We start from the raw sequence: 25,189 nt of genomic DNA, 5'->3' as shown, positions 1-25,189 counted from the left end.
TCCACATTCCGTTTGGACTGGCCGACGTAACCTCCCCACGTTGCTCGAGGCGGTATGGTTTGCAGGAAAAACTTTGCCTTGATGCGCCAATACCAATCGACCACTGTCCAGGTTAAGGGTTATACAGACTGGTAGCTGTCCTATCTTGCGATAGCTGAAGCCATCCAATACCATCGGTAAAGAATTCCACGTCCTCAGTTGCCAAATGGGTAGAATATGGAAGGCCTGGTTCCATAGTCGGCCAGCCGACTGGGCGACTGGCGTAGCTGTATTTCGTCGGAACCTGCTAGGCTGCAAGGACGATACTTTATCTGAGAGGACTCATGGCCCCAGATCCCATTTTCTTCCGAGATCTCGCCTATGTGTTCATCGCCGCGGTCCTCGGCGGAACCTCCGCCTATCTGCTTCGTCAGCCGTTGATTTTGGGGTATGTCTTCGGCGGCATTTTAATCAGCCCCTTGACGCCGGGTCCTTCTATCTCGGACGTCCATAGTTTCGAATTGTTCGCCGAGATCGGTGTCATCCTCCTGATGTTTTGCATCGGGATTGAATTTTCTTTGAATGATTTATTACGGGTGCGCTGGGTCGCCCTCCTCGGAGGGCCCATCGGCATCGTCCTCTCCATCCTGCTCGGCGTCGGAGTCGGGCATGTGGTGGGATGGAACTTTATTCAAAGCGTGGTCATTGGCGCGGTCGTGTCTGTGGCCAGCACGATGGTCCTGGCTCGCTTGCTGCTGGACAGCGGAGATTTGCGTGCCAAACACGGCCGGGTGATGATCGGGATCACGCTGGTCGAGGACCTTGCGGTGGTCGTGCTAACCGTGCTGCTGCCGGCGCTCGGGGCTCTGGAGCCGGGCCGGTTCGCCACGATTGGAAAAGCCTTATGGTTGGCGGTCCTGATTCTGGTTCCCTTCTCGTATCTCGCTGCGAAAGCAATTCCTCCGCTGTTGACGCGTATTGCGAAGACACAAAATGCCGAACTCTTTCTGCTGGTCTCGTTGTCCTTGGGCATCGGAACGGCGGCCGTGACGCAAATGGCGGGATTGTCCCTCGCCCTTGGCGCATTTCTGGCCGGGCTGATCATCAGCGGTTCGGAATATGGGCACGAAATGCTCGCCCGGTTGCTGTCACTACGTGATGCGTTCGTCGCCCTCTTTTTTGTGACGATCGGCATTCTGATCGATCCGCGTGTCGTCTGGGCCAATCTGCCATTGCTGGGCCTCATGCTGGGATTGATTGTCGTCGGGAAATTTGTCATTTGGACGCTGGTGGTCCGGTTCTTCCGCTATGCATGGGGAACGGCACTGCTCGTCGGTGTGGGGCTCACGCAGATCGGCGAATTTTCTTTCGTGTTGGTGCATGTCGCCAAAACGGCAGGCCATGTGGGCGAAGATGTGTACAATGCCACCCTTGCCGCCTCGCTACTCAGCATTCTGCTCAACGCCCCCCTGGTTCGATATGCACCGAGATGGGTCGCAGCATTGCATTTGCGAATGGGGCGGGCTTCGGTGCCGGTCCAGGGGGCAATCCAAGACGAACAAGCAGGGCACGTGGTGGTCTGCGGGTTCGGTCGCATGGGAAGCACCGTAGGTCTGGCTCTCGACCATTTCGAGATTCCCTACACGGTGATCGAGCGGGACCCGGACCTCGTGCGACAGCTACGTCGTCGAGGCATTTCATGCGTGTATGGAGATGCCTCGCAAACCGAGCTGTTGAACGCAGCCGGTGCTCAACGAGCGGCGTTAGCGATTGTTGCGCTTCCGGTCATCAGCGAGGCATCACTCACCCTTCGTCGACTGCGCGGACTGAATGAGAAAATCCCCGTGCTGGTCCGGGCGCATGGATTTCGGGAGGCGGAAGACCTGAAAGACGTTGGCGCCACGGAAATCATCCTGCCCGAAGTTGAGGGGGCACATACCTTGATCCGGCATGCGTTCCAGGCCTTAACGATTCCGAAGTCGAGCATTCTCGCGTACCTGAAATCCTGCCAGGATTTTCGCTCGTCTGGTGAAGAAACAGACGCAGAGAATGTCAAAGCCGGGGAGGTCGGGGCGGAGAGAAGTATCTGAGGTGTAAGGTCTGCTCTGCGACTAGCTATGACCGCATGATTCCTAATGGCATGAGAAGACCGGCGCAGGTGAAGTGATCAAGGCTCCGGATGGACCCGACCACGATGTGTCCAAAAGGAGGGACGTTGATTGCAGCTGTCGTAAAGTGGTTGGGATACGAGTGAATCGTCCTATCGACCGAAATGATAAGCGATGCCGAACATGAACAGATTGGCGCGGTAGTCGGCCGTGACATTGCTGCGGTCGAATTTGAATTGGGCGAAGTTATACTTGTACTCAATGAAGGGAGCAATCGACTCGGTCATGTAGTACCGAATGCCAGCCAACACGTTAAAGCTTGGGGCAAATGATGCTTCTGGTCTGAAATTGCCGCTTGAAATATTCCCGACATTCAGGCCGATGCCAAGTCCTGCATAGGGTTCCACCTTGTATTGATAGCCGGTGACGCGGACCAATGCATTAAAAGCTAGGGAATGCACCATCAAATCCGCACCAGGAATCGGCCCCGATAGTCGAGGGTTGCTGGATGTCGGCAATGTTTGTTGTTTGATGCCTGGCGTAGAACGGTACGCGTCCACTTCAATCCCAAACCAGTTGTAGCCGCGATCGTTAAAATAATGGCCGATCTTGCCTCCGTAAAAGAGGTCTTTCTGGAGTGCCACCTTTCCGGCATCGGTGGTGTCAAAGGAGGGGGCGTTCATACCGATGCCTGCGGCGACATAGGTTTCTGCCAGTGCGCGTGTAGGTAAGCCCAACAGGACTAGGAACAGTAGTGCGACGAACCAGCGACCCATTATTTCTCCTCTCACCGACAGGGATTTCCCCGAAATTGTCTCAGAGTGCTACTCTAGCGAGCTTCATGCGAGGTGGCAAGCGAGAAGTGTATCCGGGCAGGTGCACGGTCCGTCAGGTGGCAATCCTCCTTGCTTGAAAAACAGATGAAACGTTCACCACGGCTGAGGCTGATCAGCACTGGGTTTCTTCTCGATGCAACAAGGTGGGGCGTAGGCAGAATCCTCGCCATCTCGATTGATCCCATGACCAGTTGAGCAGCGCATATTCGGTATGGGTGAGATGCCGTTCGATGGTGCGTCCAAATCCGCCGAAGCGGAGAGAAAAACCTGCCGGTAATACCACGTCTTTCACGAGACCGAATTCCGTAAAATCTCCTGCATAATACGCGGGGTCGCCACGTTCACTCACGAACTGCTCCCCTCGCCAAATCGTGACATAAGGGCGCCAGCCATCGAGGTTCAATCCGGCAGTGAATTGATATCCGCGACCGCGGACAATCGGGGAACCACTTTGCGTGGGCTCATTCTGGCTAGTGAGATAGAGAGCCATGATGTCGATTTCCCGGAACCAGGGCACGGCGGACCAGTACTGTCGGGGTTGAAACGTGAATTGCGGCCCGAAGGCAGTCAGAAAATTGTTCCCGGCAGGACGATCGCGGGGCAGGCCAGGTCCGAAAAATGTGCGCGCCTCGGAATATTGTGCGCCACCGGAATGGGTCCAATACACCTGGCCGTTTAACGCGAAAGGCCCCGCCGCTACCCGGCCGGCATAGCCCACATCGAACCGCTCGGCTTTTTGGAACGTTTCAATTTGGTTCCAGTTGATAAAGAGATCTTGCTGATAGTGTTCCTGATCGACCAGCAGTTGGAAACCCTGTTCGATTGGGCGAGAGAATAACTTCGCATCGTCAAACAATGCATCCACGAAGGGATGGTTGCGTCGCAATGTACCAGCCACCAGGTGCACATCCGGAAACATCGCATATTCGGCGGAAAGAATCGGCTGCACCGTGTGAAACCGTTGGGTATCCGCTACCGGCAGACCGGCGAAGACACCGGCATCAAGCGTCAGCTGTGGAGTGACCTTGTACTGAAGCACTGGGGCAAGGTATTGGCCCGCGAATATATGGTTTGAGACCGGCAGTCCATGAATCTGTCGAACGCCGGAATAGGCCACACTATACACGTAGGTCAAGGTGTCGAGCTTCACCCGGAACCGACGTGCTGAAGACGTGTCCAGGTCCTTCTCGGCAGGTTGAGAAACTGAAGCCCAGACATCGCCAATGAGGTCGGCGTGATTCGTGTCCCAGTTCCAGTTGAAGACCAGATATTCCTGATTCACCCATTTGAACGTGTCGCGGGTGAAATAGTTGATCGAGTCTTCGGTATAGAAGGCGCGGATTCGGCGGGCCTGGGCCCCAAACTCAATTGATGCCCGGTCTCCAAGCCGTACCGTTTTGGAGAGTCCGAATTCCGGGAAATTACTCGCCCTAAATTCAGGATCGCCCTGCTGGCTGAGAAAGTTCCGGCCTTTCCAGAAGGACACATAGGGACGCCATCCGGCCAGGTCGAGCCAGCCCCGAAGCTCGTAGCCGCGCCCACGAGAGGTCGGAGAGCCGTCATCAGCCTGGTTGAAACTTGCCAAATAGGTGTAACTGATGCCGATTTCATTCCACCAGTCGGCGGAGCGGAAGAATCGGGGCGGCGTCAGGACCAGTTCTGGGCCGGCGGCGACCACCAGGTTGTCGCGCGTATTAAAGGAGCGGTCCAGCTTGAACAGGGCTTGCCCATTGCGTACCCAATGGGCTTGGCCGTTGAATCGAAGCGGACCGAACTTCAGCTGTCCGGCATATCCCACGTCGAAGCGGTTCGGCGACAAGCCCTGAAATGCCTGCTGCCAGTTGATGAACAGGTCTTGCCGATAGTGTTGGGAATCCACTAGCATTTGAGCCCCCTGCTCGATGGGACGCAGGAACCGGTTGCCGTTGTCGAAGACGGCGTCGTGGAAATCCCGGTGCGGAGTGCGGATCGTCCCGGCGACGGCGGTGAGCTGATCGATCGGCTGATAGGTCAGGCGGACGATGGGCCGGACTTGAGATACTTCAGTATCGTGTCCGAAGGGTATATTGGCAAAGACCCCGAGCTCCGCTTCGAGATTGGGGAGCAACCGCCGATAGACGGTCGCGTTGACCAAATTGCCGATGAGTGTCGTGTCGCGTCCCAGGCCGTTCGTGAAGGTATTGTCCTCCAGGCCTTGTTTCTCGAGGTTGAGCATGAAGGTGCTGACGGAGAAGCGGGCGTCGAGGAGGCGGGCAACTGACGGCTGAACGGCTTCTTCTGCAAAGAGGTCACTGATTGGGAATAGATAGGCGAGCGTGAGTAAGCTTGCCCAGAACAGGCCGCAACCAATTCGATGAATGAGCGGTGGTTTCACGTGTGGGGGGCGATGATAAGAACTACGCAGGTGCGGCGTCAATTAAATACATTGTTTCAAGATACGGCATGGACAAGGATCGACCAAAGGGAATATGAGTCGACAGGAATGCCGCCTAGCGGGAATTGGTTTTCTATTCACTGGGAAGATTTGAGACGGTTCGCGGTGTAGCGATGGTTTCCCCGTTGATATGATGAAGGACATCCTCAGGCATTGGTCGTTCACGACACAAGTCGCGCTCAACGCGTTTGTTGGATATTTGTTTATGAAGTTTTTGGCGTCGAATTGGGGAACGTCGTCGCACAAGGATGCATTTGATGTCGCCTATTCGGTCCCGTTTATGTTGATGAGTATGAGCGGCTTCGTATTTTTTGAGGCCCTCATCGCCGCAAAATTTTCAGGGGTTCACAGCAAAGACTTCAATTACGCCAATGATCTGTTCTCCGGGATTTTGAGCTACCTGTTGCTATGCTTCACGAGTTTGGTCGTCCTGGCCGCCATGTTTTCGATCCCGCTCACCGAATTGTTAGCCCCAGGACTTCAGGGCGCGGCGAAACATGAAGCGGTCAGCCTTATTGTCCTGTTGATGCCGTTGGTCCTTGTATTGGGGGTCGGGTCTTTTCTTAGTTCCATACTCACTGCGTATGGAGTGCCTGTGGGGGCGGAAGTCTGTCAGGCGGTAAGTCGAATGGGAATTGTCGGAAGTTGGTGGATTTTTGGTTATGCTCCGACGCTGAACGAAACCGCCCTATCTTTGTGTGTCTTTGGTGCGGTGGGTCTCGCCTTCCTATGGATGATGTTCACACGGGTCACGGGATTTCATTACAAGCCAAGGCTTGACGTTGGAAAGGGCAAAATGTGCTCTCTTATGAGCCAAGGATTCGGGCTCCTTCTAACGGCCGTATTGGCTCAGGTAGCGATGGGATTGTTGAGAGCGTTGGCCTCGATGGATGGGGTAGGAAGCATCGCGATGATGACCTATGCGCTCGCGCTCATTTATCCGCTCTCTATACTTGCGGGCAAACCATTGGCTCTGGTGATGGGCCCTCGGTACATTCGCTATCTGAAATCTGGAGATGTGCATTCGGCCAAATGGATCCTCTTGTCCTGTTGCGTCGGCCTGTTCCTTGTAACCATGTCGATGGCGTCTGCGATTTATTGGAACGCGCGCGAGGTGGTTGGGTTGGCGTTTGGCGGTGGTCTGTTCGATGCGTCGGCCGCTGAAAAGACAGGGCGTTTATTGGAGTTGGCCGTATGGGCTCTTCCCGCTGAGGCCATTTCAAGGGTGCTCTTGATGCCCCTCCTCAGCGATGGACGGATGCATGCAGTCTCAATCATTTATTCGGCACGGTACATTCTGCAAATGGTCATTAGCTATCCGTTATTCGTGCATCATGGTCGAAATGGTCTCATGGTCAGCTATGTCATAGCAGTTGGGTTTCAGGTCTTATTCGAAGGTCTCTATCTATTTCGTTTCATGGTGAGGCGGATGCCCGCGGCTGTTGCGTAGATCATTCTCTCTCACAAGATGTCGTGTAATTCAGCCAAGGTTTATATGACGAGCCGGAAGTGATCTTTTAATGGCTGTGATGGACAAAAAGCTTGGTGGGGTGTTTGCCTGTGAATCGACTCCATGCCTTCTTGGGCCACTTTTCTGTGTAGGGGTACGTTTACCCCGGCTGTTTCTGTGGCCCGCGGAAAATAGGGCGCATGTGTGTGCATCGACGGTTGTTTATGTCGTTGCATGTGGAGCCCTCGCCAGGTATTCGTCTCAGGACGGAGTGGAGGCTTTGGTGTTACTTTGGAAGCAGCAAGGGCGACCATCCTTTGAGGTCGCATGAAAAAAGTCCTCGTTATTCAGACCTGGGGTATCGGGGACATGATTATGACCACGCCGATGCTGCATGTGCTTCGCACGGCGTTGCCGAACGCCCACGTCACAGTTGTGGCAGGATCGTTGGCAGCTGGGGATGTGATAAGAGGCTCCGATCTCTGCGACGAAGTAAGAAGCATGTCATTTCGCAAAAGGTCTGTGCTCGACATACTGTTGTTTTTTTCCAAGGTTCGACTTGAGCGGTTTGATGCTGCGATCGTAGCGACAGGGCTATCGCCAAAAGTAGGTCTCCTGTTGAGGTTGTTGTCGGGTTTGAAACTGGTTGCCGGAGGCGGCATTGCCAGTCGCGGCTGGGGATACACGCATTGGCGGCAGACAAACCTTATGAATCATCGGAGTCTGGAGAATATCCAAATCCTTAAATTGTTGCTTCCCGATGCTGAAACCAATGGAAATTTATCTGCAAAATTTCATTTAAACCAGGCGCAGGAGACAGATGCGGCGTTGGTATGGCGTGAGCACGAACTCGAGGGGCATGTTGTCATGGGTTTGCATCCAGGCTGTGGCGTATTTGAACAAGATAAGAAACTCCCAGAGCCATGGTGCTGGGATGTCATCTCGCGGTTTTTGACCGAATTCCCAAATGGAAAAGTAGCTCTGTTTTTCGGCCCAGAGGATCGGCTGTTTGAGGCCGGATCGAAGGATATGGCTAAGAGGGTTGTGCGATTTCAGGACATGCCTCTTAGTGTCGTGGCTGCATGCATAGCGAGGACAAATGTTTTTCTATGTGGCGATACCGGATTAGGGCATGTTGCTGCAGCGGTTGGCGTGCCTGTTGTGACCGTTGCCGGCCCAACAAGAATTAATCAGACGCAGCCATTGGGAAAGAGGAATCTCATCGTGAAGACGGATTACTCCTTGCCATGTATGCCGTGTTTCGAGACACCCCTTTTTTCGAAATGTCCGATTTCACAAAAATGCATTACTACGGTTTCAGTGCAGAAGGCATTTGATGCAATAGCACAAATTTTGGAAGAGGTTGGGACTTAAGCTAATGGAAGCACTTGCAGTAGTGCTGGTTCTGTTATTTCTCCTCCTCAATGTCTATGTGCTCTGTAGGGCCAAATCTTTCGGTGTCTTCCTGTTATTAGGATTGTCTTACAATTATCTATTGCACGGATATGTCGTGGTCTTCTTCCACGAGGCTCTGGGGTGGACCCTCGGAGAGTATTGGTATGATGGGTTTCCCTACTTCATCTCATACAACCAACATTTTTGGGCGGCGGTCTTAGTAAGCCTAGTGTTCGCTGACACCTATTTGATGGCCTGGGCAGTCCTATTGTTGCGTCCGAATGTTTTGCCAAAGCTTGAGTGCGGTGATGTGTTCTTGAGTGGATGGCCGGTGCTCCTTCTGGGTACTGTGAGCTTTATTGTTGGGATCATGCCCTGGGTTGAGATCGTACTCACTTATTTGAATGAGGGGGAATCCGCATACCTAGTCTTTAAATCAGCTGAGCAGTTGGGTGCCTACGGTGGGCTTTTAAAGCTGATGCTGAGTATCGCCTCGATGTGCCTTTGTATTCTCCTCTTTGCAGGTGTCGGCATGGGCGAGACCTTAAAAGTCCGACCGGGGCGACTGACGTACATATTCTGGGTGCTGATACTCATTGGGGGGGCACTCTTTGTTACGTCCATGATGGCGCTGGGAGATAGGGTCATTTTCCTTGAAGGCGGACTTGCGGCAGTGGCACTAGCAAGCTTCCATAGAATCCGGGCCGGGCGTGGGATATGCCTCGCGCTAGCACTTCTCATCCCTCTTAGTGCCATTGGTGTGTTTCGTGAAATGAAGGGGCCGATGGGGCTATCCGAGGTTATGAGTGAAGCGGCTGCACAGGTGATAGTCAATGCCGAGTCTAGGACCGTATTTTCCCAGTATATTGCAATGGCAAATCGAGTGGAGCCGTATCCCGGCGGCTCCTTTAGCTATCTTGGGAGCATTCTTGTGCCGAGGTTCGTCGCAGAAGATCGACCCGATGAAGGACCGTATGAGCATTTTGCTGCTTCTGCTGGTTTGCCCGCACGCACTGGATGGGGCATGAATCTGATGACGGACTTTTATATAAATTATGGGTTGTTGGCGTCGGTAGTTGGAGCGCTACTTCTAGGGGGACTTCACTGGGCAGTGTTCAAGTTTGCGTGTGTGAGCGTGGCGGGTCAATTCATTTTTGCGGGGCTTGTTTCAGCCTACCCCTTATGTATTCGTAGCGGAATCCCTGGCTTGAAAGGGATGGCCATGAGTATGGGGCTTGGGTATGCGCTGTACTTAGTGTCGAGCCGGGGTAATGCTCCACAGGTGGCAAAGGTCTAAGCGAATCTTTCTGAGTGCCTGCTTGTGCGTTCGCGCGTTGCACAATGTGATGAAGCCATCAAGGGGCAGGTTGTGAAGATGCCTCCGATCGTATCTGTCATTGTGCCTTGCCTCAATGAAGCGCCTTTCATTGCAGCCAGCCTAGAATCCATTCTAGAGAGCACGTATCCCAGGGATCGCCTCGAAATTCTGGTCGTCGACGGCCTGAGCCAGGACGGGACGAGGTCAATTGTTTCCCGGTATCTTGCGGAGCATTCCATGATACGCCTGCTGGACAATGTGGAGAGAACCACTCCGTGCGGGTTGAATATCGGCATCGCGGAGGCAACCGGCGACATCATCATGCGCATGGATGCACATAGTCTCTATCCGAGGGACTATATTTCCGGCCTGGTGGAATGGTTGGGGCGGAGCGGGGCGGACAATGTCGGCGGGGTGTGTATGACCGTGCCTGCCAATGACAGCCCCGTGGCGCACGCGATTGCTTACGGCCTCTCGCACCCCTTCGGTGTGGGAACGTCATATTTCCGAATCGGAACCTCCACGCCGAGATTGGTCGATACGGTATTCGGGGGCTGTTACAGGAAAGACGTGTTCGCCCGAATCGGGTTGTTCGATGAACAACTCATCAGAAATCAGGATGATGAATTCAACCATCGATTAATTTCTCGAGGGGGTCGAGTCCTGTTGGTCCCTGACGTGGTCTCCTACTACTATGCCCGTTCATCCCTGCAGCAACTCTGGAGAATGTATTACCAGTATGGATACTTTAAACCACTGGTTGCGTGGAAAGTGGGCAGAGTCTGCACCCTGCGGCAACTGGTACCCCTTCTATGTTTAGCATTGCTCATTAGTCTTTCCACTGCATCGACGGTATTCCAACCTTCCCGATTCATTCTGGCGCTGTTGGTGGGCTGCTATGCGCTGGCAGATTTTGTCTTCGCGTTTGCGGTAGGATTGTCGAGTGGCCTTCGCTGTGCCGGATGGATGTTGCTGGTTTTTCCGATTCTTCATGTCAGTTACGGCCTGGGGTATGTTCGCGGGATATTCGATTTCTGGATTCGTCGCAAGGTGCCTGATACCGACGCGAATTCCATTCCGCTGTCCAGATGATGAGCGTGGAATTTTCAGATAAATCCTCCGCGACCGGTCCGGTGAGATCGGACCTAGAAGAAACTCGAATTCGTGAGGCCTATGCACGCCGTGAGCGTGGTTCTTGCCTTGGACAGTTCTCCCTCTTCAATCAGGGCAATTTGTTCATGCTGCAGGAACGAGAACGTCGGACGCTATCGATCCTCGCGCAGGCAGGCTGGTCGTCACTTAGCGGGGTTCAAATTCTTGATGTCGGATGCGGCGACGGATTTTGGATTCGAGACCTCATCCGATGGGGCGCCAACCCCGGCTCGATCACCGGAGTGGATTTGCTAGCGTCGCGAGTCGCGAACGCTCGATGTCTGAGTCCTGTAGGGGTGACTGTTCAGTGCCGAAATGCCACTGTGCTCCAGATTCCCGATGAAAGTTTCGACCTTATCATTCAATCCACTGTGTTTACGTCCATCCTGAGCGAGGAGGTTCGGAAGCGACTTGCTCAGGAAATGCTGAGAGTCCTGAAGCCCACCGGCTTAATTCTGTGGTACGACTTTTTTGTCAATAATCCGTGGAATGTCGATGTACGCGGCGTTTCTCGGCGTGAAATTCAAGAGCTGTTCGAAGGATGTACCGTCGAACTGCATCGCCTCACGCTCGCCCCTCCGATCGCTCGGTTTGTTGCCCCGATCTCCTGGTGGGCCTGTCAACTTCTCAGTGTGATCCCGTTCCTATGTACCCATTATCTCGGCACTATTCGAAAGCCACTACATCATGAGTGACCATCAAGTTCCATTTCATGTTCCTGACATCGGAGCAGAAGAAATGTCCGCTGTGATGAAGGTGCTTGAGTCGGGTTGGTTGACGACAGGGCCAAAGGTACAGCAGTTTGAAGAGAGTTTTGCGGCGCAGGTCGGGGCCGAGCATGCTGTGGCAACGAATTCATGCACTGCGGCGTTGCATGTGGCGTTAGAAGCCCTGGGGATTGAGGAGGGCGATGAGGTTCTCATTCCGACCATGACCTTTGCCGCCACGGCGGAGGTCGTCGCGTACTTTAAGGCCACGCCTGTTCTGCTTGATTGCGACCCATTCACCTTGAACCTTGACGTCGCGGCTCTTTCTGGAAAAATCACCCGGCGAACGAAGGCCGTGATCCCAGTGCATATCGCGGGGCTGCCCTGCGATATGCAAGGCATTCTCGCGGCTGCGAGCAGTCACGGATTGGCAGTCGTGGAAGATGCGGCACACGCATTTCCATCATCGTATCGCGGCCAGCCGATCGGATCTGTGGGAGACATCACCTGCTTCTCATTTTACGCGACAAAAACGCTGACGACCGGTGAGGGGGGGATGGCAACCACCAATAATCAGGCCTGGGCTGAGCGGATGCGCCGGATGACGTTGCATGGCATTACCAAAGACGCGTGGAAACGATATTCCGATTCGGGGTCGTGGTACTACGAAATCGGAGCACCGGGGTACAAGTACAATTTGACCGATATTGCGGCTGCGATCGGAATCGAACAGCTACGTAAGTGTCAGCGATTGCTCGAAGCAAGGCGCAGGATCGCGGCCGCGTATGAGTGTGGATTTGCCGATCTGCCAGAACTCCGCCTTCCGAGCGCAGGGGCGGAGGCAGAGCATTCATGGCATTTGTATGTCATACAATTGGAGCTGAATCGACTCCGAATCACCCGTAATGATTTTATTCAGGCGCTGAAAAAGTATGGAGTTGGGGCGTCGGTACATTTTATCCCGTTACATCTTCATCCCTACTACCGCACCAGATATGGTTTCACACCCGATGACTTCCCCATTGCCAGCAGCGTTTTCGAGCGAATCATGTCCCTCCCCATCTATCCGCGCATGACCGAAACCGATATAGAGCATGTGATCGAGTCAGTCCGCACGATTGTCGCCGAGTATCGTCGGTGATCAAGCGTTGTGTGGATGTGACACTTGCTCTAGCGGGAATCGTCCTTCTGTTGCCGCTGTTCGCACTTACCGCACTATTGATTAAGCTGGAATCGGCAGGGCCGGTGATGTTTGTCCACGAGCGGATTGGCCGAAGCTTTCGCCCATTTCGAATGTACAAGTTTCGCACCATGCGCCCTGGTGTGGGGCTGGATGGCAGCGAAATCACCGTGAGCGGAGACGCGCGGGTGACCGTCGTGGGGCGATGGCTGAGACGGACAAAACTCGATGAGCTGCCGCAATTGCTGAACGTTTTGCGTGGGGAAATGAGTCTGGTCGGGCCACGGCCTGAAGTGCGCCGCTATGTTGAGCAATTCCGCCAAGACTATGAGGAGTTATTGAAGGTCCGTCCGGGAATCACGGACCCTGCCTCACTCAAATATCGAAACGAAGAGGCAATCCTCGCGGAGGCAACACGTCCGGAAGAGTATTACATCCAACACATACTGCCCGATAAGATTCGAGTAGCCAGGGAATATGTGCAAAATGCCTCTTTTCTTGGTGATCTCCTCATTCTCCTTCGCACGATCAGTCGGCTTCCATAGTGACATGTTAGTGCCTGTCTGCGATTGACTTGTTCCCCTCCGCGTTCCCACAATCACGCCTTTGTCCTGTGGGAGGAATCGGGTTGGTCCGTCGGCTCTTGGTTCGCGTTGTGCCGGTCATGTTCCTCTTCGTGCTCGCGTACGAGGGGATTGGTCACGCGACATCGAACGTGCCGCTCCATCATTGGTCGTATGACGCGATCGAACGCCTGAGTGCTCTGGGCGTGATTGATCGTGCATTGATTGGGGCTAAGCCATTCAGCCGTCTGCAGGCGGCGCAGTATGTCGCGCGGGCCATCGAACGGGTTCGTGCCGATGAGATCGACATCGACGGTCGCGAGGCCATTGCCGAGCCGCTGTTGGAACGATTGCTCGCGGAGTTCCGTCCGGAACTCATTCGCCTCGGCACCATTCGGGCGCGTCCTGATGATAAAACCGGGCCGCTGCGCGTCGGCGCCCGTGTCACATCGGAGGTTGATGCGTCGTCCATCGGCGGTGGACAAACCGTACGGTTCCGTGAAAACCGGGGCGGGGAATATTCTGTCAATGGTGTGCAGAATCAAACCGATGTGCGCGCTTGGGCGGAGCTCAACGAATGGGCAGCCCTGATGATCCAGCCGAAATTTATCAGCAATCGCCACCTGCTGGGCATTGGGGCCACGAACAATGCCGACAACTTCTATCTGCGCGAATTCAGCCTCAAGTTAAGTTACGCGAACATTGCGCTGGAGGTCGGACGAGGAACGCAATGGTGGGGGCAGGGCTATCATGGGTCATTGTTGCTGACCGACCATGCGTTTCCAATGGACATGATCAAGTTGGGCACGGAACGGCCGTTTCAATTGCCGGGACCGCTCAGTGGGCTGGGGGACTGGAAGGTCAATGCGTTTCTCGCGCAGTTGGAGCGTAACCGAGATTTTTCACGCGCCCGAGTGTTCGGATTGCGCATCAGTTATCAGCCCACCACTTGGTTGGAATTCGGCTTGACGCGCTTGACCCAGTTCGGCGGTCGCGGACGGGATCAATCCTTCCCGGAGACGGTGGTGGATACCTATATCCATCCGGCCAATCAGGGAGCCGACAAGGACGTCAACGAGCAGGGCATGGCCGATTTCCGGCTCAGGCTTCCCTCGGTGCCCTACGTGATTCCCTTCCCTGCGGGGCTTCAACTGTATGGAGAGATCGGCACGGAAGACAAGTGGTCGCAGCTACCGATTCCGAGCCGGGCGGCGTTTTTGGGCGGTCTCTATATTCCGCAGGTCTTTCAGGGCGACACCATGGACCTGCGCATCGAATATGCCGATACGGATTACGGCCGGCGCCGCCATCCGGAATTGGGCCAGGTCTGGTACAACAACGGGACCTATACCAGCGGCATGCGCTACCGGGGATTTCCGTTGGGACATCACATGGGTACCGACGGGACCGACTTTTTTGTGCGCAGCACCCGGTATCTGACCGATACCCTGCAATTGGGCGCAAACTTCAATCTGCAGGAGCGGGAGCGGGGACAGCCGGTTCATGAGAAAAAGCGTGAAGTTGCCGTCGATCTGACCTGGTGGTGTTCCAAAGACGTTCAGGTCATGGGGGGGTACACCTATCAGCGCCTGACTAACCCCGGTCAGGTGTCGGCCCTCACACCCTTTGCTGAAACCTTTGCCGCCGGTGTGACGGCGAAAAATCATCTCCTCTGGACAGCCGTGGCGGTGCAATTCTGACTGGTCTGATTCCGAGCTCGATTGACTGAGCCGATGAATTTGGATTAGAACCTACAGTCGTTATCCACAGGCGGGATTCTGAGAACGGTATGCCTCTTTCAATGCAATGGCGTGTGCCCCGTGTTCGTAGCGGGCAACTCACAGGCCGGTGGATGAGGGCGGTGATCTGGTTGCTGGTTGGGGGTATGATCCTGCCACCGTCATTGCTCGCGCAGACGCTCACGAATCCCGTGATTCCGTCCGCTCCCTCCGGTACGTCTGTTAGCCCGTCAATCAGCAGCCAAATGTCCCCCTTCCTTCCGTTTGGAAATTATGGATTATCGACGACCCCTCCGGGTCAAGCCATTCTCACGAATCCCACGGCGACCCAGCCCATTGTCCCTCAACATGCCCCGTGCCCGATCCCGACGGCTCCCGACTTGTCGCCAGAAAACACGGTGCCAAACCTGAACGATTACTGGCCCATGGCGGCGAATAGTCTCCTTCCGACCTCGGTTGAACAACGCATGCGACAGGAAGAGGAAGAGCGTGATCGGCAACTAGAACGGCTGCAGGCCGAAAAAGAAAAACGTGGTTTGGAGTTACAGAGTCAGGTCGAGCGGGAAAAAAAGGGCGTCTCCCAGCTACAGGGGCTGCAATCGGCAGTGCAGGGGGCTGTGGGTGGCATGCAGGGGCAAGCCCAGAATCAGCTTAGCCAAGCGAAACAGCAGGTGGAGCAAAAGCCCTTTACTGCCGAGTTGCTACGGCATCAGGACTTTTCTGTGGAAGAAGCCTTTGCACAATTTTCGGTGTTGCAGGGGGTGAAGAGCCGCTTAAAACAGTTCGGCTATGATTTTTTCGACGCCCATGCGGGCGGGTTCACGTCGCTTCAAGATGTGCCGGTTGGGCCTGACTATGTGATCGGCCCCCAGGATTCGCTGGCCATCCACATCTGGAATGTCCCGGATCAAAATTTCAATCGTAGCTACATTGCACCGGTCGAACGAGACGGAATGGTGATAATTCCGCAGGTGGGTGCCATTCCGGTTGGCGGCCAGACGTTTTCGCAGGCCGAGCGTACCATTCACGCTCGCCTGAGCATGCTCTTGAAGCGTTTTGAATTGCATGTGTCGATGGCCCGCATCAGGACCATGAAGGTGTATGTGGTCGGCGAAGTGGCACGACCAGGAGCCTATGAGCTGAGCGCGTTGGCCACCGCATCGAACGCGATTTATGCGGCCTGCGGACCGTCTCGGTCTGGTTCTCTCCGACAGGTCAGGATTATGCGGGATGGGAAAACGATTGGACAGTTGGACTTATATGAATTCTTGCTTCAAGGAGACCGGCGGCAGGACAACCGGCTTCAAGCTGGCGATGTCGTGCTGGTTCCGCCGCTTGGGCCGGTCGTTGCCATTAGCGGGTCGGTTAAGCGGCCGGCGATTTATGAACTCAAACCCGGGACTCGGTTGACGGAATTGTTGACATTGGCCGGGGGGCTCACGCCCTTGTCAGATCGCCAACGCTGTCACCTGTTCCGCCAGGATCCGGCGTTGCAGGAACGGAATATGATCGATGTGGATCTTGTGCGGGCCTTCGCCTCGCAGGGGCAGGAGAAAAGTCGTGTAGGTGTGGAGGGCGGAGATCCGATCCTACTGGACGGCGATTATATCCGAATCGCGACTTTGCCTACTCAAGTGGTGAACGTAGTGAGTCTTGTCGGTGCGGTGAAAAGTCCTGGGCCCTATGAGTTTCGATCCGGAATGCGTGTGAAAGATATCCTGACTCCCGAACAGCTCACAGTCGACGCGTATGCCGATCGCGCCGAGATCGTTCGGACCGATCCGGCCACGTATCTGACGAAGGTGATTCCATTCAGTCCCAAAGCGGTTTTTGATGGCCGCGATTCAGACAATGTTGCGTTGAGTCGGCTGGACCAGGTTGTGATATCGAGTCAAATGCGAGCCCCGGCTCTAGTGTTGGTGGAAGGGGAGGTTCGGCGAGCGGGATACTTCACCATTGAGATCGGCGAGCGGTTGAGCTCGGTGTTGAAACGATCAGGCGGCTTCACGCCTAATGCGTTTCCAAGCGGTATCGTCCTCGTGCGGGAGTCCGTCAAAGTGAAGCAGCAGGCCGAGCTGGATCGGTTTATCGCCGCGGAACGCCAGCGATTAACGGCGCAATCAGCCGGAATCGCTGCCGGCACGGCTGGGTTGAACGTCATGGCAGGTGCAAGTGGGGCTATGGCGGAGCAGCAGGTGCTGGCCTTACGTCTCCAGCAACTGGAGGCGACCGCATCACGCATCGAGTTGGGTCGTGTCATTGTGAGTTTGGATTCGATCGAACGTCTGGAAGGCACCGAGGACGATATCATTTTAGAGTCGCGAGACCGAATTTCGATTCCGACGCCGCCCCAAACGGTCGGGATCATTGGCTCCGTCAAGAACCCAACGTCTGTGGTCTATCGGCCAGGCTTGGATCTGAACGACTATTTACGCCAGGCCGGTGGTGTCACCGAAGATGCCAATAAGCGTGAGATGTACGTCATGCGGGCAAATGGGACGACGGACTCCTCCTATCTCTCGGCAAAGGAAATGCGCCCGGGAGATACCATTGTGGTCCCGCAAAAAATCGAGGCGCGCCCCCCTCAGCTCGCGTTGTGGCAGACGGTGGCCAGTATTATCGGCAGTCTTGCTCTGACGGCGGCAGGCATTGCGGTGGTTGGCCGATAGTCGATCGGATTGCCTATGGATTGGCCTTCGGATAGTCCCCACGCCCTCCTGGATCCTCCTCGCCCTCGGGCTGAGAACCTCCCTGCAGATCATCCCGTGACATTGTTTGACTATTGGGACGTTCTAGTTGCGCGTCGAACGATGATAGCCGCGTTCTTTCTTGTGGGGACTAGTCTCGCGTTAGCCATCAGCCTTCTTCTCCCGAAAATCTACGAATCAACGTCATCTGTCTTGCCACAGCTGGAGTCTAAAGAAGGCGGTGCGTTAGCGGCATTATTGACTTCACCGGGTGCCGCCGGTATGGCGCAAAACCTTGGTCTTGGCCTACCAGGGCTTCCCACCACCCCAACTGATGTGTTTGTTTCAATTTTGAAATCCCGTTTGATGGCCGACGAAGTGATCAAGAAATTCGATCTGATGAATCGATATCGTGAGTCGACTATGGTCGATACGAGAAAGGAATTGGAGGACCATCTGCGGATCACCGTGACGAAGGAGAAGGTCATCAAGGTGTCGGTGGAAGATGAAGACCCTCAAGTTGCGGCGGACATGGCGAATTTCTATGTGGCGAACCTCGATCGCCTGAACCGCATAGTTACAGTCAGCAAGGCAGGGCAAAATCGAGCCTTTCTCGAGCGGCGCCTGGGTGAAACGGTGGAAAGTATGGCGAAGGCTGAGGAGGCGCTGCGGGATTTTCAGGCCAAAAACAAGACGGTTGCGGTCGAGGCGCAAGCGAAGGTGATGATCGAAGCTGCCGCGATGATTCAAGGGCAGATCACGGCACAGGAAGTCCAAATGCAAGTCATGGGGGGATATCTGTCGCCGGATAATCCTGACCTCGCCAGAATTCGCTCCAATGTTGATGAACTCAAGAAACAGCTGGCTATGATGGGTTCCGGGAAGGATGCGAAGGGCCTCTTGTCGACTGATCGACTCCATCCGGCTATGGTCGCGGTGCCGGATTTGGCCCTGCAATTCGGGCGATTGTTCCGCCAGGTGAAGGTTCAAGAAACGTTGTTCACTCTCCTGACGTCGCAGCATGAACAGGCCAAGATTGCCGAAGCCAGAGATACCCCGACGGTACAAGTATTGGATTCGGCAATCCCTGCCGATAAACGGACTCGCCCGCGCGTCTTGCTCAATGTGGCGGTGGCTGGGGTGCTGGCGCTCGTTATTGGCGTCTTCATGGCGTTTTTCCTCGACTACCGGACGCGGATTCGCCAGGTTGTCTCGACAACCTAAATTGACGATTTTTCAATCGCGGTGGTAGAATCCGCGCGATTCCTCTGCTAGAAGGCCGGAAGTCTCAGTCGTTACTCACATTCACATTTATCAGAATAGGAGAACGGGATGGCTGTTCCAGTCTCCCAGATGTATACAGTGACCAAGTACGTGTTGACCCAGAAGCTGCGGGGGGTCAAACGGTATCCGCTCGTGTTGATGCTCGAGCCCTTGTTTCGCTGCAATCTCGCCTGTGCGGGGTGCGGAAAGATTCAATATCCGGATCATGTGCTGGATAAGCGGTTGACGCCGGCGCAATGCTGGGCTGCAGCTGATGAATGTGACGCCCCCATCATCAGTATTCCCGGCGGTGAACCGCTGATCCATCCGGAAATGCCCGAGATCGTGCGCGGTCTCGTGGAGCGTAAGAAGTACGTGTATCTCTGCACGAATGCGATCTTGATGGAGCGGAAGCTCGACGAGTATCCGGCGTCGAAGTTTCTGACCTTCAGCGTACATATGGACGGTTTACGCGACGAGCATGATTTAGCGGTGTGCCGTGACGGTGTCTACGATGTGGCGGTAAAGGCCATCAAGGCGGCGCTCAAGCGCGGGCATCGCGTTACGACCAATACCACGTTGTTCGACGACGCCAACCCGGAGCGCGTCCGGAAGTTCTTTGATGAAATGATGGGACTGGGCGTCGAAGGCATGATGATCTCGCCGGGCTACAGCTACCAGAAGGCCCCGGATCAGCAGCATTTCCTGAAGCGGAGCCGGACGACCGAGCTGTTCTCGAAGATTCTGAGCAATCGAAAGCGCGACTGGCAGTTCAATCAGTCCCCGCTCTTCCTGGAGTTCCTCATGGGACGGCGCCAATACCAATGCACGCCCTGGGGGAATCCCACCTACAACGTCTTCGGTTGGCAGCGGCCCTGTTATTTGCTGCAGGAGGGGTATGCCTCAAGCTTTCGGGAGCTGATGGAAAAAACCGATTGGGATGCTTATGGCACCGGCCGAAATGAAAAATGCGCGGACTGCATGGTGCATTGCGGATATGAAGCCTCAGCGGTGGAGGACACCTTCGGTTCCTTGTCCGGCTTCACGAAAACCGTCAAGATAACGTTGTTGCCCAACGCGCGATAACCGAGCGGTGGCCCCAATCACAGTCACGGAGAAGTGTTTCGGCCGCTCGGCCGGCCGAACGCTTCCCCCATCATCACATAACATGGCTTGCAGTGAGTGAAACCACGATGACTGACGCAAAATACCACGCGCCGGAAGGCGGAAGTTTGGAAGGGCGAGTCTTCCGGCCTGCGACTCAGGCCGAATTGGGCGAAGCAATCGAGCTGGCCTTCGACTACCGGGGGGATATCACCGTTGAGTTGAGGTCAGGCGATCACGTGACGGGGTATCTGTTCAATCGCACAGCGACGGGCGCCCAGCCGACGATCGAGCTGTTCCCCGCGACCAGTAGCGGGACGATGACCATTCCGTATTCCGAGATCGCTGCCCTGGCGTTCACCGGTGAAGACACGGCGACCGGAAAGTCTTGGGAGGCGTGGATGGCGAAGAAAGATTCAGAGCGACGCCAGGAAGTGGATCGCGCCGCTGCTGATGCCAAGGCACGGGGTCATTTGTAGCCGTCGACCGAGTGGCGCAGAAGAAAATTTCTTCACGCGCCGCCGTTGATTTTTGCTCCGCTCGATTCACGATTTTTCCAGCCTGCCGTGATCGGATTTGTTCGCTTCTTCCATCGTTTCTCCATCCGTTTGACTCCATCCATTTGTTGACAAAGAGGGGGGGCTATGCTAGAAGAGTCGGCCTCAAAATTGGCGCGAGTTCGTGTCGAGGAGGCCTCTCGGAGCATAGCGTGTTTCGAGGTGTGGGTGAGGCCAATCACGAGTCCGACACGGGTTCTTCAGATGCAAGGACGGAAGCGAATTGGCAGTCATTCCGTCCGGCAGGCCTGTTGGGTGTTGATCGGCGCGCTGCTCGTACCGTCTGTATTGTTTGCGAGCCACGCGGCCGACCATCGGTTTACGGTCGAGGGGTTTGTCTGCGGGAAAGACGGTCGCCCCAGCACTAAAAGCGAAGTGCTGGTGAAGGACACCCGAATCACGGTGGGTCAGACCGTGGAGACCGATGGTGATGGGTACTATAAAGTCACCCTGCACCTTCATAACGACAATGTCGGCGACCCGCTGCTCGTAGAGGCCGGCGGGGAGCAGAGAAATCTCAAGATCCAGTTCGATCCGAACGATCTGGAGACCGAACGAAAGCTTCGGGTTGATTTCGGGAGTGGGTGCGAACGCGATCTCGGTCCTCCGCAGTGGTTGTTGTATGGGCTCGGGGTTGCGGCTGTTGCTATTGTGGGATGGATTGGGCTAAAGATCTCCCGCAAGCGGATGCGTGACGAGCAACGGCGAAGGAAGGGACAGGGCAAGCGGCAGAAATAGGGCACGGTCCGTGGGGCATTGTTCCTCGCCGGATCGAATAGCAGGAAGTAGGCGGGGAAGTCCAAACGTGACCTCGTTGTATTGTGAGTCTTGACGCTTTTGCTGAGGCTGCGACGTGCGCCTCAGGGAAGCGTCTTTTTTTTCTGTCGATGGTAATGGGTGTCCGCGCTTGAATGAGTGCAGGCATGAAGAAAGGAGCGGGAGTTCTTTTATGAAACAGGCAGGCATGAAGAGATTGGCGCTGATGGTCGGCATTCTCGGATTCGGGTTCGGTGTGGTTGGTTGCGGCGGTGGCGGTGAAGGCGGCGGCGAGGGCCCGGTTGTTCCGCCACCCCCTGCTCCCGCGGAATATGCCGACAAGCACATGCCTGCCGGTTGGTGGACGGATCCGAAGGTGTTGGAAGAGGGGAAGGAGTTATACATCGGCGGGAAGAATCCTGATGTCAACTGCGCCAGCTGCCATGGCAAGGATGGTAAGCCGGTCAAGGCCGGTGCGCGAGACTTCCGCAATGGCGATCGCATGAAGATGTATTCGGACTCTGTCTGGTTCTGGCGCATTTCCGAAGGTGTGCCAAACACGAAGATGAAGCCGTGGAAGAGCAAGTTGTCCGAAGAAGATCGATGGAAGATCCTGGCGTTCGAGCGGTCCTTCGGCTTGGCCGGCAAGGGCTGGGATGCCAACAAGAAGGATTGGGTGCCTGCGGATCAGGTGAAGTAACGATCGCCTGCTTTGTAGTTCGAGTCACGGGTCAATCGGTTGGAATGAGGAGGAGCGGCGAGACATCATGAAAATCTGGCAGCGCTGTTTATTGGTTATGTTCGCGCTAGTGGCGGTATTGGGAGGAGTGGCCTATGCCCAGGCTCCCAGTGCGCCCCCTGTGGAATTCCCCTATACGGGGAATCGCACGGCGGTATGGATCGTCGCTCAGCTCCACATTCTCTTTGCAGGATTCATTCTGGGGGCCCCGATTTTCGTGGTGATTTCGGAATGGCTGGGTTATCGCAAGCAGGATCCTCGCTACGATCGACTGGCGAAGGAAGTCACGAAGGTGACGGTCATCCTCTATAGTATGACCGCGTTGACCGGTGGCCTGTTCATTTTCGTGCTGCTTGCGACCTATCCGCAGTTTACGACCTGGCTCATCAATCACTTCTTCCTCATCTTTGCGGTGGTGTATCCGCTGTTGTTCATCGGTGAAACGATCGTTCTCTACATGTATTTTTATACGTGGGACGCCTGGAAGGGTGAGAAAAAGGCGCGTCACATCGCCTTGGGTGTGCTGCTCAATCTCATCGGCTCGATCACCCTATTTGTGATCGACGCTCCAACCTCCTTTATGAACACTCCTGTGCGGGCTGAGGGTATCTCTCCGGCGGAGTTTCTGGCGACCGCGTCCCTCTGGGACAAGGTCTTCAATTACAGCTGGATGCCTCTCAACCTACACCGTCTCGTTGGTAACGTGACGTTCGGTGGTTTCGTCGCCGGTCTCATTGCCGCGTACATGTTCATGGGGTCAAAGAAGGAAGAGGATCGGGCCTATTACGATTGGATGGGTTTTGTCGGCAACATGATCGGTGTCGGCGCCTTGTTGTTCCTGCCGTTCATGGGCTACTTGCTGGCGTATGAATTGTGTGACTACGACGCGTCCATCTGTCCCTACATGATGGCTGACCAGCTGTCGATGTTCTTTGAAATGCAGGGGGCGATGATCGGTCTGATCTTCCTGGCCAGTAATTATTACATCTGGCTGAGTATGAAGCGCATCGAAGGCGTGGAGCGGGTCCGTATGACCGTGGTTGCGCCCATCGTCATGGTGTTGTTGCCGATTGTCATGACCAAGGTGTTGACCGACTATCCAGTGCCGGACGCGACGTCGTTAGCCTTCCTGTTGCCGCTGTTACTTGCACCGGCTGTCCTTGGCCGATTTATTCCGTTGACGGTCTCCTCCAGCACGGTGATCAAGATCGGATTCTTGATGGTGGTCGTGGGCAACGCGATCTGGATGACGCCGCATGGATTTGTGCCGACGGGGGCCAAGTTGGTGGCTGAGTTGGAGTTGCCATCGGACTGGAACTTCCTCGCCTTGATGCCGGCGAAGAATTCAGCCGCGTTCACGTTGGTCTTTGTGACGGTTGTCAACTACGTGATCTACAATCGAGCCGTCTCGCAGGGGACGATCGTCTGGGGCAAGATCGACTTCGCCTCTCAATTTGTCTTGGTCTTCCTGGCGTTTAGCGCCATCTGGACCATGGGCCTCATGGGCGCGGTGCGGTCGCTTCTGCGGAAGTACTTCCACACCTACAACCTGTTGCCGGACTTCACGGCCGAATCCTTCACGCCGACTCTCTCGTATTCGGCCTGGTGGATCACCGGCATTACGATTGTTTTTTATGCAGTGGTTAGTTTCGCGATTATCGTGACCTTGCGTCCGTCCGATTCGAAGGGCCATGCGCACGAGGGGAGCCCGGTTCCGGCTGGGGCCAAGTAGGGCGGTCACCATACTGGAAGGGCGCTAAACGAGGGCATTCATGGGAAATATTATTAAAAAGTTGGTAGTGGGAGTCGTCGTCGGCGGAATCCTGTTCGGCGCCACCAATGCGCTGGGGTTTCCGTTCGTCTTTCAGGCGCTGTTTTTCGGGTATGCCATGCTCGGCGCCGCTGTCTTTATGATTCTTGATTTCCCGACGCTGAAGCCATTTGGTGGAGTAAAGGCAGTCGGGGCGTTGCTCGTGTTTTACGCCATTCTCTCTGTCGTCTATATCGCCGGCGCCTCCATGTGGCCGCAGTATGATCCTGAAGACGAGAAGGGCAAGATTGAAAAGATCCTCAAGCCGAAGCGTGAGCACTACGAGGCCGGCAAGGTCGAAGTGCTGATGCAGCGTGCCAAGGCTCTCGACGAGAAAGCGAAAGAGCTCACCGCACGCCTGCAGGCGTTGGGTGCCGCTCAGGCGCCGGCCGATCAGAAGGCCGGTGGCGAGGCTGCACCGACGGCTACCACTGGAGCTGCGAGTGGGGACGTTGCCAAGCTGGGTGAAGAGCAGTGGCAGCTTCAGGAGTGCTACAACTGCCACAAGCTCAACGGTGAAGGCGGGAAAAAGCGTGGTCCGGAGCTCGATAATATCGGCAATTTGCTCTCCGCTGCCGAGATTGCCAAAAAGATTCTCGATCCCAAGAGCTACAAGGCGGAAGGTTTCGAGCAGGAGTACGAGAAGGGCAAGATGCCGGACAAGTATAAGGATCTGATGGAGCCGAAAGACGTCGATGCCTTGGCGGCGTGGTTGGCTGGATACAAGAACGCTTCGGTCAACACTCCGAAGCCGATCAAGATGAAGTGAGTATGATGCAGCCGAAACTCAAATCAAAAGTTCGATGTACGGACGGTGAAGTCGGAGAAGTCCGCCGGGTCATCATGGACCCGCTCTCCCACGAAATCAGCCATATCGTCGTTGGGGGCGGGACTGGAGATGCTCAGGAGCGCCAGGTGCCCATGGGGCAGGTTCAGGCCGTGACCGAAGACGCTGTCGCGCTTCGGCTGGGGGTGGCTGAGTATGGGGCGTTGCCTGCCTTTAAGCGCGACGAGTATGTGACGACCCATGAGGTGGAAATCGCGCACCTTGAAGAGCGTATCCATGTTACGCCCGGCGAAGTGTTGGTCCCGTTTCCTGAGTTGGAACGCAGCGTCAAACGCCGGACCTTCTTTGCGAACTTTACTCATGCCATCGGGTTTTTGATTGGATTCCCGCTCGCATTTCCAGTGCTGCGCTATCTCATGAAGCCGATGTATTCTCCATTCGACAACGAGTGGCTCAAGATCGGTAACTCAGGGAAGATCAAGCAGGACGATGTCGGCATCCAGTTCAAGTATAAGCGCAAAATTAAAGAAGCGTATATGCCGGAACAGGAGATCGACAAGAACGTCTGGGTCTTGAAGGCGACTCCCAAGGTGCTGGAGACGATCTATCAAGGAAAAGACATGGA

20 protein-coding genes are annotated in these 25,189 nt (G+C 55.2%); 18 read left to right on the top strand and 2 right to left on the bottom strand.

Going from position 1 to position 25,189, the window contains the following annotated elements; genetic code table 11:
• Nucleotides 1-323: 323 nt before the first annotated feature.
• A complete protein-coding gene (locus JNL86_10165; GenBank protein MBL8043267.1) occupies nucleotides 324-2,069 on the top strand; it encodes a cation:proton antiporter in 1,746 nt (581 codons plus the stop codon).
• Nucleotides 2,070-2,239: 170 nt separating this feature from the next.
• Here the strand turns inward: JNL86_10165 and JNL86_10160 are convergent, their stop codons facing one another.
• Entirely contained in the window at nucleotides 2,240-2,863 is a 624-nt protein-coding gene (locus JNL86_10160) for an outer membrane beta-barrel protein (GenBank protein ID MBL8043266.1), read from the bottom strand.
• Nucleotides 2,864-3,035: 172 nt separating this feature from the next.
• The gene (locus JNL86_10155) at nucleotides 3,036-5,297 is read right to left on the bottom strand and encodes a hypothetical protein (protein MBL8043265.1); all 2,262 of its coding nucleotides are present in this window, start codon (nucleotides 5,295-5,297) and stop codon (nucleotides 3,036-3,038) included.
• A gap of 190 nt (nucleotides 5,298-5,487) precedes the next feature.
• On the opposite strand from JNL86_10155, the gene JNL86_10150 reads away from it, so the two are divergent.
• The 17 genes from JNL86_10150 to JNL86_10070 all read left to right on the top strand — a co-directional run.
• Nucleotides 5,488-6,807 (top strand): hypothetical protein, encoded by a 1,320-nt coding sequence (locus tag JNL86_10150; GenBank protein ID MBL8043264.1) that lies wholly within the window; start codon nucleotides 5,488-5,490, stop codon nucleotides 6,805-6,807.
• A 327-nt stretch (nucleotides 6,808-7,134) separates the two neighbouring features.
• Complete coding sequence (locus tag JNL86_10145; GenBank protein MBL8043263.1) at nucleotides 7,135-8,181, top strand: glycosyltransferase family 9 protein; 1,047 nt, start codon at nucleotides 7,135-7,137, stop codon at nucleotides 8,179-8,181.
• Nucleotides 8,182-8,185: 4 nt separating this feature from the next.
• Nucleotides 8,186-9,499 (top strand): hypothetical protein, encoded by a 1,314-nt coding sequence (locus JNL86_10140; GenBank protein MBL8043262.1) that lies wholly within the window; start codon nucleotides 8,186-8,188, stop codon nucleotides 9,497-9,499.
• A 72-nt stretch (nucleotides 9,500-9,571) separates the two neighbouring features.
• A complete protein-coding gene (locus JNL86_10135) occupies nucleotides 9,572-10,612 on the top strand; it encodes a glycosyltransferase family 2 protein (protein ID MBL8043261.1) in 1,041 nt (346 codons plus the stop codon).
• 146 nt (nucleotides 10,613-10,758) lie between these two features.
• The gene (locus JNL86_10130) at nucleotides 10,759-11,367 is read left to right on the top strand and encodes a class I SAM-dependent methyltransferase (protein ID MBL8043260.1); all 609 of its coding nucleotides are present in this window, start codon (nucleotides 10,759-10,761) and stop codon (nucleotides 11,365-11,367) included.
• Complete coding sequence (locus JNL86_10125; protein MBL8043259.1) at nucleotides 11,360-12,520, top strand: DegT/DnrJ/EryC1/StrS family aminotransferase; 1,161 nt, start codon at nucleotides 11,360-11,362, stop codon at nucleotides 12,518-12,520. The genes JNL86_10130 and JNL86_10125 overlap by 8 nt, the downstream gene beginning before the upstream one ends.
• Nucleotides 12,517-13,104, top strand: coding sequence for a sugar transferase (locus JNL86_10120; protein MBL8043258.1), 588 nt, complete (start codon nucleotides 12,517-12,519; stop codon nucleotides 13,102-13,104). The genes JNL86_10125 and JNL86_10120 overlap by 4 nt, the downstream gene beginning before the upstream one ends.
• A gap of 83 nt (nucleotides 13,105-13,187) precedes the next feature.
• On the top strand, nucleotides 13,188-14,822 hold the full coding sequence (locus tag JNL86_10115) for a hypothetical protein (protein MBL8043257.1): 1,635 nt from the start codon (nucleotides 13,188-13,190) through the stop codon (nucleotides 14,820-14,822).
• Nucleotides 14,823-14,983: 161 nt separating this feature from the next.
• The gene (locus JNL86_10110) at nucleotides 14,984-17,530 is read left to right on the top strand and encodes an SLBB domain-containing protein (GenBank protein MBL8043256.1); all 2,547 of its coding nucleotides are present in this window, start codon (nucleotides 14,984-14,986) and stop codon (nucleotides 17,528-17,530) included.
• 96 nt (nucleotides 17,531-17,626) lie between these two features.
• Nucleotides 17,627-18,772 carry a hypothetical protein gene (locus JNL86_10105; protein MBL8043255.1) on the top strand — a complete coding sequence of 382 codons (1,146 nt, stop codon included), beginning with the start codon at nucleotides 17,627-17,629 and terminating at the stop codon, nucleotides 18,770-18,772.
• A 108-nt stretch (nucleotides 18,773-18,880) separates the two neighbouring features.
• Complete coding sequence (gene hpnH / locus JNL86_10100; protein MBL8043254.1) at nucleotides 18,881-19,897, top strand: adenosyl-hopene transferase HpnH; 1,017 nt, start codon at nucleotides 18,881-18,883, stop codon at nucleotides 19,895-19,897.
• A gap of 107 nt (nucleotides 19,898-20,004) precedes the next feature.
• Nucleotides 20,005-20,394, top strand: coding sequence for a hypothetical protein (locus tag JNL86_10095; GenBank protein MBL8043253.1), 390 nt, complete (start codon nucleotides 20,005-20,007; stop codon nucleotides 20,392-20,394).
• 282 nt (nucleotides 20,395-20,676) lie between these two features.
• Nucleotides 20,677-21,210 (top strand): hypothetical protein, encoded by a 534-nt coding sequence (locus tag JNL86_10090; GenBank protein ID MBL8043252.1) that lies wholly within the window; start codon nucleotides 20,677-20,679, stop codon nucleotides 21,208-21,210.
• 211 nt (nucleotides 21,211-21,421) lie between these two features.
• On the top strand, nucleotides 21,422-21,928 hold the full coding sequence (locus JNL86_10085) for a c-type cytochrome (protein ID MBL8043251.1): 507 nt from the start codon (nucleotides 21,422-21,424) through the stop codon (nucleotides 21,926-21,928).
• 67 nt (nucleotides 21,929-21,995) lie between these two features.
• Complete coding sequence (locus JNL86_10080) at nucleotides 21,996-23,699, top strand: cytochrome ubiquinol oxidase subunit I (GenBank protein ID MBL8043250.1); 1,704 nt, start codon at nucleotides 21,996-21,998, stop codon at nucleotides 23,697-23,699.
• A 40-nt stretch (nucleotides 23,700-23,739) separates the two neighbouring features.
• Nucleotides 23,740-24,546: a c-type cytochrome gene (locus tag JNL86_10075; protein MBL8043249.1), complete on the top strand. Its 807-nt coding sequence runs from the start codon at nucleotides 23,740-23,742 to the stop codon at nucleotides 24,544-24,546.
• A 2-nt stretch (nucleotides 24,547-24,548) separates the two neighbouring features.
• The coding region (locus tag JNL86_10070; GenBank protein ID MBL8043248.1) for a hypothetical protein at nucleotides 24,549-25,189 on the top strand (641 nt) is incomplete at its 3' end.

This window comes from Nitrospira sp. (assembly GCA_016788885.1).
GTDB lineage: Bacteria > Nitrospirota > Nitrospiria > Nitrospirales > Nitrospiraceae > Nitrospira_A.
Note: the sequence above shows the minus strand (reverse complement) of the source record. Positions and strands in the feature narration are given on the sequence as shown.